Below are 12,845 nucleotides of genomic sequence, written 5' to 3'. Positions count from 1 at the left end.
CAGTTGCTCCAGGCCCTGGCCCGTGACGGCGGAGATCCGATGGCAGGGCTGTTGCAGGTGTTGGCTGAGCCTGGCGGCCAAGCCCGCGACCGTGTCGGCGTCCAGGGCATCACTCTTGTTGAGGGCCAGCAGGCGCGGACGGTCCAGCAGGGTGGGGTCGTAGGCTGCCAGCTCCCCCAGCAGTACGGCCCCATCCCTGCAGGGATCCTCTGCCGTGGCATCCACCAGATGAACCAGAAGACGGGTGCGCTGGATATGGCGCAGGAAATCATGCCCCAGGCCGGCCCCCATGGCGGCGCCCTGGATCAGTCCGGGAATATCGGCAAACACCGTGCCGTCTCCCGTTGGGCGCCGCACCACCCCCAGGTTGGGGGTCAACGTGGTGAAAGGGTAGTCCGCCACCTTGGGGCGCGCCGCTGAGAGGGCGCGGATCAAGGTGCTCTTGCCGGCGTTGGGACAACCCACCAACCCCACTTCGGCCAGGAGTTTGAGTTCCAACCGTAACTGCCGCTGCTGGCCGGGATGGCCGGTGGTGCATTGCTCCGGCGCCCGGTTGCGGTTGCTCAGGTAGCGGGTATTGCCGAAGCCCCCCTTTCCCCCCACGGCGACGCGGAGTTGCTGTCCCGGCGCCGTCAGATCCCCCAGCCAGGCGTTGTCCACCAGGTCATGCACCTCCGTACCGCAGGGCACGTGGACCAGCAGGGACGGGGCGCTGGCGCCGGTGCGATTCTTGGGGCCGCCCCGTCGCCCGTCGCCAGCCGCAAAGCGGCGCTTGTACTTGAAATCCAGCAGGGTCTGCAGGTTAGTGGTGGCCTCCAGAACCACGTCCCCGCCCCGGCCCCCGTCCCCGCCGGCCGGCCCCCCCGCCGGCACGAATTTCTCCCGGCGGAAGGCCACAATGCCGTCCCCGCCCTGGCCCGCCTGCACCTCGATCTGCACCAGGTCAATGAATTGCATCAAGACCTGCTCCCGTACCCATCTGCCCCCCATCTTGCCGGCCCAGATCACGGCCTGGCCATGGGGATTGCATCACCAGCGTGTGATTGGGCTTAACCTGGAGGCCAGGTCTCCACCGAATGTGCTGAAAACCTCCAGCCCCTCCGTCCTCAGCGGTTGCGATCCCCACGGGAGAGGAGAGGCTGTGGCGAGGGGTGGGGAGCGGCTGCAACAGCATTACGGCGTTCCGCTGCCCGCCTGGCTGGTGGAGTGTCTGCAAGAGACGCCGCCGCCGGAGCAACGCCGTCCTCAGAATCCCCTGGAGGGGGCTGCCCTGATTGCCGCCGCTTTTGATTTTGCCTGGCAACAGCACCAGGGGCAGCAGCGCGCCAGCGGCGAGCCCTACATCAGCCATCCTCTTGCTGTCGCCCATCTGTTGCGGGAGATCGGGGTGAGTCCCGGTGTGATTGCCGCCGGATTCCTCCATGACGTGGTGGAGGACTGTGGTGTGACCACGGCCGATATCGAAGCCAGATTTGGCCGTGAGGTGCGGGCACTGGTGAACGGCGTCACAAAATTGGGGGGCATTCATTTTGTCAACCGCACGGAGGAACAGGCCGAAAATCTGCGTCGTATGTTTCTCGCCATGGCCAGTGATATTCGTGTGGTGCTGGTCAAACTGGCTGACCGTCTTCATAACATGCGCACATTAACGGCGTTGGCGCCGGCAAAGCAAAGAAGAATCTCCATCGAAACCTTGGAAATCTATGCGCCTCTGGCCAATCGTCTGGGGATTGGCAAGCTGAAATGGGAACTGGAGGATCTGGCCTTCAAAGTGCTCAATCCACAGGAGTTCCGTCATATCTCTCAACAGTTGGCCAGCAAGCGGAGTGAGCGGGAAGAACGGCTCAACGCCACTGTGGAGTTGCTGCGTCAACGGCTGTCGGAGGCTGGTCTTGACCAGGTGAACGTGAATGGTCGTCCCAAGCATCTTTATGGTATCTGGAGTAAAATGAAACGACAAAATAAAGCCTTCCATGAGATCTACGATGTGGCTGCACTGCGAGTCTTAACAGATAGCTTGGAGGACTGCTATCGAGCACTTGCCGTGGTTCACGACACGTTCCGTCCCATTCCCGGTCGCTTCAAGGACTATATTGGCTTGCCCAAACCCAATGGCTACCAATCATTACATACTGCTGTTATTGCCAATCAACGCCCCCTTGAAGTGCAGATTCGTACACAGCAGATGCATCAGGTTGCGGAATACGGGATTGCTGCCCACTGGAAGTACAAGGAGGGGGGCTCCCCTGCCAACGGCAACGGCCAGGCGGAGGAGCAGTTCAACTGGCTGCGCCAGCTTCTCAACTGGCAACGGGAGACTTCCGATGGGGATGGTCAGGACTACCTGGCTTCCATCAAGGATGATTTGTTTGATGATGAGGTGTTTGTATTTACCCCCAAAGGAGATGTTCTGGGTTTACGGCGTGGTTCCACACCTGTGGACTTTGCCTATCGTATCCATTCGGAGGTGGGACATCACTGCCATGGCGCCCGCATCAATGACCGCCTCGTGGCCCTGTCCACCCCCTTGAAGAATGGCGATATTGTTGAAATCGTTACGGAACGCAATGCCCGTCCCAGTCTGGACTGGTTAAACTTTGTTGCCACGCCAACGGCCCGCAACCGTATCCGTCAATGGTACAAGACCAGTCATCGTGATCAGAATATCAACCGTGGTCGGGATATGCTGGAGCATGAGTTGGGCCGCCATGGTCTGGAGGAGTTGCTAAAATCTCCAGCCATGCAGAAAGTGGCTGAGCGTTGTAACCTTTATACGGTCAACGACCTGTTGGCCGCCGTTGGCTTTGGCGCACTCACCATTCACCAGGTTGCCAACCGCATACGGGAGGAGATTCGCCTCCAGACCAAACATCTCTCGCCCCCCAAGCCCCAAACTGTCCCCACATCCCCCGCTCCATCCAGTCGCGATCTGAGTGCTACGGCGGATCAGTTGCGGGGAAATCCAATCCTGGGTGTGGACGGACTGGACTTCCGCCTGGCTGGTTGTTGTACGCCTCTCCCCAAGGAATCCATCGTCGGTGCTGTCTCTTTGGGCAACCACGGTCTCACAATTCACCGACAGGATTGTGACAACGTGGAACGCATTCCCGTGGAGCGCCGTCTACCGGTGCAGTGGAATCCCAGCCACCCTGAAGAGAACACCTATCCTGTTCGCCTGAGAATTAACGTGATGGACCGTGTTGGCGTGCTCAAGGATATTCTTACACGGCTTTCCGACGCCAACATCAACGTGCTGGACGCTCGCGTGCGCACCAGCCGCGGCAAGCCGGCCCGCATTGATCTGAGCATTGAACTCCACAGCGCCCATCAGTTGACACAAACCATCAACCGCATTCGCGCCATGGCGGACGTGCTCACCCTGTACCGTACCGGCATGGGTTAGTCCCAGTTGTGATACACAAGTCAACCTCCCGTCACCATCTCACCCAAAGCGACCAGTGACATATTCTTCGGTATCTTTGGATTTGGGATTGTTGAAAATCTCTCTGGTCTCATTGTATTCTGCCAAGTAGCCCACCATGCCGTCACTCCCTTCCATATCAACGGCGTTGTAAAAGGCGGTCATATCGGAAACCCGCACAGCCTGTTGCATATTGTGGGTCACAATCACAATGGTGAAGTTCTTCTTCAAGGCATGGAGGGTTTCTTCCACCTTGAGGGTGGAGATGGGATCCAGGGCGGAACACGGCTCATCCATCAGAATCACCTCCGGCTCCACGGCAATGGCCCGGGCAATGCAGAGACGTTGCTGTTGCCCCCCCGAAAGGGAAAGACCACTTTCCTGGAGTTTGTCCTTGCACTCATCCCACACGGCGGCACGGCGCAGGGATGTTTCCACCAACTCGTCCATGTCCCCCTTGAATCCATTGATCCGCGCCCCGAAGGCAATGTTCTCGTAGATGGTTTTGGGGAAGGGATTGGGCTTCTGAAACACCATGCCGATCCGTCGCCTCACCTCCACCGGATCCACGCGAGGACCGTACAGGTCTTGACCGTGAAACAACACCTTGCCCTTCATGCTGAAGGACTCGATCAGGTCGTTCATGCGGTTAAAACATCTCAGCACCGTAGACTTCCCACAGCCGGACGGTCCGATGAAGGCAGTCACCTTGTGCCTGGGAATGTCCAGGAAAATGTTTCTGACGGCTGCGAACGCGCCATAGTTGACGGTGACGTTGTCACAACTGATGATGGCATCGGCAATGGAGGGCGTCATGGTGCGGTGGAGGAGGGCAGGTGAATCAGGAGGCAGAGAAGTGCGCCAGCCAGCGGGCCAACAGGTTGGCCGCCAGAATCATCACCACAAGGATGAACGAGGCCGCCCAGGCCAGTTGCACCTGGGGTTCAAAGGGCATGATGCCGAAGTTGTAGATCTGGACGGACAGGGTTGCCGTGGGGGCCAGCAGGCCCCACCCTGATGCCCAGTCAGGCCAAAAGGGAGAAAACAGCGCCGTAAAGATCAGCGGGGCGGTTTCCCCGGCGGCCCGGGCAATGCCCAGCACCACCCCTGTGGCAATGGGGGAGACGGCGGCCGGCAACACCACTCGGGTAATGGTGACAAACCGGGAGGCGCCGATGCCCAAGGCCCCCATGCGCAACTCCTGGGGCACCAGCTTCAGCCCCTCGTCGGTGGTCTTGACGATGGTGGGCAACATCAGCACCGCCAGTGCCAGAGATCCCGCCAGAGCCGAGAAGGACTCACCCCAGAGAATGCGGGTGTTCACCACCAGGGCATAGATAAACAGGCCGCAGATGATGGAGGGGACGCCGGCCAGCACGTTGACGCCAAAGCGAATCGACTGGGCAAACCAGCCCTTTCTGGCCACCTCCGCCAGATAGATGCCGCCCCCCACGCCAACCGGGATGGCCACCAGCGCCGCCCCACCGGTCACCATGGCGGTGCCAATGATGGCGTTGCCCATGCCCATGGGTTCGGACAACCCCGGCGCCGGCGGCAACTCCGTGAAGATGGCCGGCGTGATGGCTCCGCCCCCCTTGTAGAGCACATAGAGAGTGACAACTACCAGGGGCAGCACGGCTATGGTGGCAAACAGCGCTGCCAACAGATTCATGGCCCGATTCCAGACGTTGCGCGGGGCATAGGGGTTGTAGGTCAATCCCGAGGCAGCGGGTGGGTAGCAGGTTGTGGCCATGGGATTGGTCGCGTTGCTAGTCATATTTCAGGGCAAGCCGTTTGACGATGACCTGGGCACAGATGTTCACCAGGAAGGTGAGGATCATCAGCACCAGGGCGGCGTAGTAGAGGGCGGACACCTGAATATCATCCGCCTCGCCAAACTGATTGGCCAGCAGTGAGGCAATGGTGCTGCTGGGGGAAAACCAACTGGCGCTCAGGTTGGTGGAGTTGCCAATGATCATGGTCACCGCCATGGTTTCCCCGAGAGCCCTTCCCAGGGCCAGCATGGCGCCCCCCACGATGCCGGAAACGGCAGCGGGGATGAGCACCTGGAAGATGCTGGTCCAGCGGGTGGCCCCCACGGCGTAGGCCCCCTGGCGCAACTCCGGGGGCACTTGATTGAGGGAATCACGGGAGACGGCGGTGATGATGGGCAGCAGCATCACCACCAGGATCAAGGAGGCCATGGCCAGGTTGGGGCCACCGGGTTCCGTGCCGAAAACGGGGAGCCAGCCCAGATGGGTGTGCAGCGGTGTGAACGCCGCCAGAAAACCGTTGAGCATGGCCATGGCCCAGAGCCCCAACACCACGGAGGGAATAGCCGCCAAAAGTTCCACCATGAAACCAATGGTGGTTCTCAGCTTCTGGGGAAGGAAATCTTCCGTCAGGAAAATGGCGGTCCCCACCCCCAGGGGCACGGCCAGCAGCAGCGCCAGGGCCGACGTCATCAGGGTGCCGTAGATGGGTGTCAGCGCTCCGTAATCATTGCGGACGGGATTCCAACTGCTGTCGGCCAGAAAGCCCAGGCCGAAGTGGGGAATGGCTCCCCAGCGCACCCCGAACGTCTCTTCGTCGTTCCAGGCTGCGATGCCTTGCCAGATGGAGTCCGGATGCCAGGGCAGGAGGCTGGAAAGGTCCCCTTGAAACACCGCCTGGAAGCCCACCGTGAAGAAAATCCCGAACACCGTCAGGCTCACCACAGAGGCGAGGACGGCCGTCATGCGAATGAAGGTGTGGTCAACCAGCCTCTCTGTCCAGGGGCGCTTCTTGTGGGTGAACATGGGTGCCATAACAATGCCGTACCGGAGATCTTGATCCAGAGGCTGTACCTGAGGCGGCAAGGCTGGAGCAGTTGCCCCAGCCTTGCCATGGCGTGGCTCAGCGCCGCAAGGACTCAACGGCAGCCTTGGACTTGGCCACCACGCTGTCGGGCAGGGGCACGTAGCCGAGGGAGTCGCTAATGGCCTGGGCCTTGTCCGAGAGCATGTAGTTGAAGATCTGCTTCAGGGCATCCAGATTCCTGCTGTTGCCCGTCTGGTACGCCAGGACCCAGGTGAGGGACACAATGGGGAAGGAATTGGCGCCGGCAGGGTTGGCGTCCGTCCCCCGCAATTGGTTGTCCAGAACGATCTTGGACAGACCTTCAGCAGCAGTGGCGGCGCTGGGCTTCACGTAGTTGCCGTCCTTGTTCTGGAGAGCAGCCGTCTGCAGGCCGGAGCTCTGCACATAGCCGTAGTTCACGTAGCCAATGGTGCCCACCTTGTTCCGGATCAGGCCAGCCACACCGGAGTTGCCCTTACCGCCCACGCCAACGGGCCACTCAATGGTTTTGCCAGCACCCACCTTCTCTTTCCATGCAGAGGAAAAAGCCGAGAGGGACTTGGTGAAGCCTGCGGTGGTTCCGGAGCCGTCGGAGCGGTGGGCCACGGTGATGCTGCCGGGGGCGCAACCCAGGGCGGACCAGTTGGTGATGGCGCCCATGAAGACCCCCACCACCTGGCTCTGGCTGAGTCTGAGGTCACAACCAGGCTTGTTGTAGGCCACCGCAATGGCGCCGCCGGTCATGGGGATTTGCACCACGCCACGGCGCACCTTGGCCACCTTTGCATCGTCCATGGCGGAGTCGGAGGCGCCGAAGTCCACGTCGTTGTTGGTGAACAGCTTGACACCGGTGCCGGAACCCGTGGCCTGGTAGTTGACCTGGGGGCCGCCATCAGCAGCCAGATCCTTGAACCAGCGCTCATAGATGGGGGCGGGGAACGTGGCGCCGGCGCCGTCAAGACGGATCTGTGCCAGAGAAGGCGCAGAGAAAGCCGTCGCAGCGGCAAACAGCCCTGCACCGGCGGCAGTGAGGGTCTTTGCGAGGACAGACATGGAAGAAATTGAAGGAGGATCTTCACCGGGGAACTTAGGGGTACGGGAAGTTAAGGGTCCAGGCCAGCCACATTAAGGAATCACTAAGGGATGATTACGACCATCAGTCCCACCCTGGGACAACTGCGCCAGCAGCTATTGTTCATGGAGCCAGGGCCATAGTTTGGCCGCTTGACCTTGCTCCACTTCACCAAGAATGCAAGAATGGGAGTGTGACTGACTCCGGTCCACCTGTCAACTATCGACAGGTCCCCTACCGGCCCCTGCCTGGCGCCGCCAGCAAGGCCCGGGGCAACTCTTCGGCCTGGCGGTCGCCGGTCGCTATCTGGATCACTTCCTGGCCAAACACCGTCAGAGCTTGTCGGTGGCGTTCCAGGCGTTCTTCAGGGGTAAGGGGCATCCCCGCTTCAAGGCCGGAGGCCGTGACCAGCCTCGCTTCACCATCCCTGACGGGGTGAAGATCACAGAACATCCTGGCCGCCGGGGTTGGGGCTACCGCACGGGGAGAGGCGTTCTCGCCAGAGACCTCTACGATCCGTGAAACTGGATCCTGGTCACTCTCGTGACTCATGGTCATAAGCCCCTACGGTGAATCAGCACGTGATCCGGTCAATGGGTCGAGCCGTCGGAATCGATCTCGGGACCACAAACTCCGTTGTGGCTGCCCTGGAGGGGGGACGCCCCCAGGTGATTGCCAATGCCGAGGGCCTGCGCACCACCCCGTCCATGGTGGGGTTCAGCAAGGGGGGGGAACTGCTGGTGGGTCTTCAGGCCCGGCGGCAACTGGTGCTGAATCCCGGCAACACGTTCGCCAACCTGAAACGCTTCATCGGCCGCCACTACGATGAGCTGGATGAGGGCTCCAAGGGTGTCCCCTACACAATTCGCCGCAACGACCAGGGCAAAATCCGCATTGTCTCTCCGGCCACAGAGCGGGAGTATGCCCCGGAAGAGCTGGTGGCCTCCATCCTCCGCAAGCTTGTCGATGATGCCGCCACCCATCTGGGGGAGCCCGTTGAAGCAGGGGTGATCACCGTGCCCGCCTATTTCAACGACTCCCAACGCCAGGCCACCCGTGATGCCGGTCGTCTGGCGGGCCTGGAGGTGCTGCGCATCCTCAACGAGCCCACCGCCGCGGCCCTGGCCTGTGGCTTCGACCGCAAATCGGCCCGCTGTGTGCTGGTATTCGACCTGGGGGGCGGCACGTTTGACGTGTCCCTGCTGCGCATTCGCAACGGGATCTTTGACGTGAAGGCCACCAGTGGCGACACCCAACTGGGGGGCAACGACTTCGACCAGCGCATCGTGGACTGGCTGGCGGATCAGTTCCAGACGGACCACGACGTGAATCTGCGCCGGGATCGCCAGGCCCTGCAACGGCTGCTGGATGCAGCCGAGAAGGCCAAGCAGGAGTTGTCGGGGGTGCGCCTGACCACCGTCTCCCTCCCCTTCGTTGCCACCGGCGCGGATGGGCCGTTGCACCTTGAGTGCGAGCTGTCCCGCCGTACTTTCGAGGACCTCTGCCCGGACCTGGTGGATCGGCTGTTGCGGCCGGTGCGCCGCTGCCTGCGGGATGCGCGGATCACGGCGGAGGACATTGACGACGTGATCCTGGTGGGGGGCTCCACCCGGATGCCCATGGTGCAACAACTGGTGCGCACCATCGTGCCCCGGGAGCCCAGTCAAGGCCATAATCCGGACGAGGCCGTGGCCCTGGGGGCCGCGATTCAGGCGGGCATTCTGCGGGGGGAGTTGCGGGACTTCCTGCTCAACGACGTCACCCCCCTCTCCGTTGGCCTGGAAACCATGGGTGGCGTGATGAAACCGCTGATTCCCCGCAACACCCCCATCCCTGTCCGCAAGTCCGACACCTTCAGCACGTCGGAAGCCAACCAGTCCTCCGTGGAAATCAACGTGTTGCAGGGGGAGCGGCAGATGGCCTGTGACAACAAGTCCCTGGGACGTTTCCGGCTTTCAGGGATTCCACCGGCTCCCCGGGGTGTGCCCCAGGTGCAGGTGGCTTTTGACGTGGACGCCAACGGCATCCTTCAGGTCTCGGCCATGGATCGCTCCACAGGGCGCAAGCAAACCGTCTCCATTCAGAACAGCTCCACCCTGAGCGAGCAGGAGATTCAACGCATCCTCAAGGATGCGGAAAATCGTGCGGCGGACGACCGGCGCCTGCGGGCCGCCGTGGAACGGCGGAACCAGGCCGAGACCCTGCTGGCCCAGGCGGAGCGGCGCCTGCGGGATGTGGCGCTGGAATTGGGTCCCTATGCCATGGAACGTCAGAAACAGGTGGTGGACGGGGCCAGCCGTGACCTGCAAGACCTGCTCCAGGATCCGGAAGCGCCGCCCCGGGAACTGGACGAGGCGGCCGCCGTCCTCGACGATGCCCTGCGGGTGTTGAATCGCTGTCTCAGCCGGGAGAGCCGCCGCGAGGAGCGGGGACCGCTGCGGGGGATCCGCCGCACCATCGGCTCCCTGCGGGACGAGTTCTTTGCGGAGGATGAAGAATGGGATGACTGGCCCTCCCGAACAAGAGACGGCCTGCGGCCCGAGGACGGTTGGGACAGGCCGCAGCGGTCCCGTTCCGGTGATCCCCCTCCTGGCAGGCGCGCCGCCCCACCGGCGCCCTACTACCGGGAGCGGCAGGATGCCCCGGCCCCCTATGAACGCCACCCCCCGGCTGAACCCATGGAGGATGAGTGGCTCCCTGGGGACAGGGATTGGGATTCCCCTCCACCCCGACCCCGCCGCCGGCCGACGCCCCGGTTGGAAGCGGATCCCTGGGAGGATGCCTAGAAGCGATGGCTGCCCCTGACCCCCTGGGAGGCGAGCCTGACGCCTGGGCTGTGCTGGGGTTGCAGCCCGGGGCCTCCGCCGCCGAACTCAAGCGCGCCTTTCGGCAGCAGGCCAGGCGCTGGCACCCGGACCTGAACCCCGGTGATCCCACCGCGGAGGAGCGGTTCAAGCGCATCAATGCCGCCTATGGAATGCTCAGCGACCCGTCCCGTCAGCGGGCCTGGCGGCAAAGCGTTGCCAGGGGCGACGGCGGGGAGGAGTTGCACGGCTTCCCCTCCTTTGAAGATTACCTGGCCCACCTGTTCGGGCGGCGCCGGCCCGGGGAACGCTCCGGTGGGCCGCCCCCCCCGTCCCCCAGGCCAGAACCGGCCCAGGCACCCCCCCCACCGCCATCCCGGCCACCAGAACCACCACCAGAGCCAGAGCCGCCTGCGGCCCCACCCCGGCCGTCCCGTAGCCGGGAGACGGCCCTGGCCCTCACCCCTCAACAGGCCTGGCGGGGATCCCGGCAGGTGGTGGTCCTGCCTGACGGCGCCCATGTGGAGGTGAACACGCCCCCAGGGGCGGGGGATGGCTGGCGTCTCCGTCTGGCCGGTGTTGCCCCGGACGGGGGGGACCACCTGCTGCGACTCCGGGTGCGCACCCGGGACGGTCTGCGGGTGGACGGCCTACAGGTGTACTACCGTCTCGATGTCTCCCCTGCTGATGCGGTTCTGGGGGCTTATGTCACGGCGCCCAGCATCCACGGTCTCGTGGAACTGGAGATCCCCCCCCGCTCCTCCAGTGGTCAGTTACTGCGACTACGACGTTGTGGCGTTCGCACCGATGGAGATTGCGGGGATCAGATTGTGGAGTTGCGCATCGTCAGTCCCTCGGCTCCGTCGGAGGAGATTGTGGAGTTGTACCGTCAACTCCAGGATCTGGAAGCCGCTCCCGAGCCCCAGGTACGGGGCGCTGGGCCAAGATAGGGGTTGCATCCACACTGGCTGGCAGCCCATGCTCAAGCTCCGGAACGCCCTGCAACACCGGCTGACGGAAGCCCTGGCCCGGGTCGTGGCCCCCTCGGACGGGCCAGTGGATTTTCCCTTGACGCCAGCCACAAGGCCGGAATTCGGCGATTTCCAGGCCAACGGCGCCATGGGGTTGGCCAAGGTGCTGGGTCGCCCGCCGCGGCGGATTGCCCAGGCTGTGGTGGATCATCTGCAGGTGGAGGACCTGTGCCATCCGCCCCAGGTGGCGGGACCGGGGTTTATCAACTTCACCGTTCGGCCGGAGGTGTTGGCGGCAGAGGTGCAGGCGCGGCTGGATCAGCCCCGGTTGGGGGTGCCCATGGCGCAGCCGCGGCAACGGGTGGCGGTGGATTTTTCCAGCCCCAACATCGCCAAGGAAATGCATGTGGGGCACCTGCGCTCCACCATCATCGGCGACTGCATTGCCCGGTTGCTGTCCTTCCGTGGCCACCAAGTGTTGCGACTCAACCACCTGGGAGACTGGGGGACCCAGTTCGGCATGTTGATTGCCCACCTCAAACACGTGGCGCCCCGTTCCCTGTCCGGCGAGGAGCACGTGGACCTGGGGGACCTGGTGGCCTTCTATCGCCAGGCCAAGGGGCGCTTTGACGAGGATGAGGGCTTCCGGGAGCAAAGCCGTGGCGAGGTGGTGGAGCTTCAGGCGGGGGAGCCGGAGTCCTTGCGGGCCTGGGGGCTGCTCTGCCGGCAATCCCGCCAGGCCTTCCAGGCCGTCTACGACCGCCTGGACGTGCAACTTGTGGAGCGGGGCGAATCCTTTTACAACCAGGCCCTCCCGGGGGTTGTGGAGGATCTGGAGCAGGCGGGGCTTCTGGTGGTGGACGACGGCGCCCGCTGTGTGTTTCTGGAGGGCATGACGGGCAAGGACGGCCAGCCCCTGCCCCTCATTGTGCAGAAGCGCGACGGGGGCTACAACTACGCCACCACCGACCTGGCTGCCATCCGCCAGCGGCTGGCCAGCCCCGACGGGGGCGGCGAGGGGGCGCACCGGGTGGTGTATGTCACCGATGCGGGCCAGTCCAACCACTTTGCGGCGGTGTTTCAGGTGGCGCAGCGGGCCGGGTGGGTGCCGACCGGTTGTCACCTCCAGCACGTGCCCTTTGGCCTGGTGCAGGGAACGGACGGCAAGAAGCTCAAAACCCGCTCCGGCGCCACCGTCCGCCTGCGGGACCTGCTGGATGAAGCGGTGGAGCGGGCCCGCCTTGATCTGGTGGAGCGCATGGCCCAGGAGCAGCGGCAGGCCGAGGAAGGGTTTGTTGAGCAGGTGGCGGAAACCGTGGGCATCGCCGCCGTGAAATATGCCGATCTGAGTCAGAATCGCACCACCAACTACCAGTTCAGCTTTGACCGGATGCTCTCTCTCCAGGGCAACACGGCCCCCTATCTGCTCTACGCCTACGTGCGCATTCAAGGCATTGCCCGGCAAGGGGGATCCCTCGGTGCGGAGGAGAAGCCGGTTGCCCTGTGGCTGCAGGCCCCCCAGGAACTGAGCCTGGCGCGGCAGTTGCTGAACTTTGACGAGGTGATTCTGGAGGTGGAGCAGGACCTGTTGCCCAACCGCCTCTGCGCCTATCTGTTCGGTCTCAGCCAGACCTTCAACCGCTTCTACGACCAGTTGCCCGTGCTCAAGGCCCCCGACCGATCCCGCCCCACCCGCCTGGCCCTGTGCCGCCTCAGCGCCCAGACCATGGGCCTGGGCC

At 63.3% G+C, this 12,845-nt stretch carries 10 protein-coding genes; 4 read left to right on the top strand and 6 right to left on the bottom strand.

All coding sequences use genetic code 11. From position 1 onward, the window contains the following. Positions 1 to 957, bottom strand: a 957-nt coding sequence (cgtA, locus tag BG35_RS0102290; protein WP_025781522.1) for an Obg family GTPase CgtA, incomplete at its 3' end; no start/stop codon positions are given. A gap of 121 nt (positions 958 to 1,078) precedes the next feature. Here cgtA and BG35_RS0102285 point away from each other — a divergent pair. Beyond that, positions 1,079 to 3,403 carry a RelA/SpoT family protein gene (locus tag BG35_RS0102285; RefSeq protein ID WP_025781521.1) on the top strand — a complete coding sequence of 775 codons (2,325 nt, stop codon included), beginning with the start codon at positions 1,079 to 1,081 and terminating at the stop codon, positions 3,401 to 3,403. A 39-nt stretch (positions 3,404 to 3,442) separates the two neighbouring features. On the opposite strand, the gene pstB is transcribed toward BG35_RS0102285, so the two are convergent. The 5 genes from pstB to BG35_RS12955 form a co-directional block, all read right to left on the bottom strand. Continuing rightward, the gene (gene pstB, locus BG35_RS0102280) at positions 3,443 to 4,237 is read right to left on the bottom strand and encodes a phosphate ABC transporter ATP-binding protein PstB (RefSeq protein WP_025781520.1); all 795 of its coding nucleotides are present in this window, start codon (positions 4,235 to 4,237) and stop codon (positions 3,443 to 3,445) included. Positions 4,238 to 4,262: 25 nt separating this feature from the next. Then, positions 4,263 to 5,174 carry a phosphate ABC transporter permease PstA gene (gene pstA / locus BG35_RS0102275; protein WP_034416602.1) on the bottom strand — a complete coding sequence of 304 codons (912 nt, stop codon included), beginning with the start codon at positions 5,172 to 5,174 and terminating at the stop codon, positions 4,263 to 4,265. Positions 5,175 to 5,190: 16 nt separating this feature from the next. After that, positions 5,191 to 6,219: a phosphate ABC transporter permease subunit PstC gene (gene pstC, locus BG35_RS0102270; RefSeq protein ID WP_236619744.1), complete on the bottom strand. Its 1,029-nt coding sequence runs from the start codon at positions 6,217 to 6,219 to the stop codon at positions 5,191 to 5,193. 97 nt (positions 6,220 to 6,316) lie between these two features. Next, on the bottom strand, positions 6,317 to 7,312 hold the full coding sequence (gene pstS, locus BG35_RS0102265; protein ID WP_025781517.1) for a phosphate ABC transporter substrate-binding protein PstS: 996 nt from the start codon (positions 7,310 to 7,312) through the stop codon (positions 6,317 to 6,319). A gap of 253 nt (positions 7,313 to 7,565) precedes the next feature. After that, entirely contained in the window at positions 7,566 to 7,883 is a 318-nt protein-coding gene (locus BG35_RS12955) for a hypothetical protein (RefSeq protein ID WP_161632502.1), read from the bottom strand. Between the two features lie 41 nt (positions 7,884 to 7,924). Between BG35_RS12955 and dnaK the strand changes: the two genes are divergently transcribed. The 3 genes from dnaK to argS form a co-directional block, all read left to right on the top strand. Then, on the top strand, positions 7,925 to 10,117 hold the full coding sequence (dnaK, locus tag BG35_RS0102255; RefSeq protein WP_025781515.1) for a molecular chaperone DnaK: 2,193 nt from the start codon (positions 7,925 to 7,927) through the stop codon (positions 10,115 to 10,117). A gap of 5 nt (positions 10,118 to 10,122) precedes the next feature. Next, positions 10,123 to 11,085: a DnaJ domain-containing protein gene (locus BG35_RS0102250; protein WP_025781514.1), complete on the top strand. Its 963-nt coding sequence runs from the start codon at positions 10,123 to 10,125 to the stop codon at positions 11,083 to 11,085. A gap of 28 nt (positions 11,086 to 11,113) precedes the next feature. Continuing rightward, on the top strand, positions 11,114 to 12,845 hold a 1,732-nt coding region (gene argS, locus BG35_RS0102245; RefSeq protein WP_025781513.1), incomplete at its 3' end, for an arginine--tRNA ligase.

The organism is Candidatus Synechococcus spongiarum SH4, from assembly GCF_000586015.1.
Lineage (GTDB): Bacteria > Cyanobacteriota > Cyanobacteriia > PCC-6307 > Cyanobiaceae > Synechococcus_B > Synechococcus_B spongiarum_F.
This window is presented reverse-complemented; position numbering and strand designations above follow the sequence as displayed.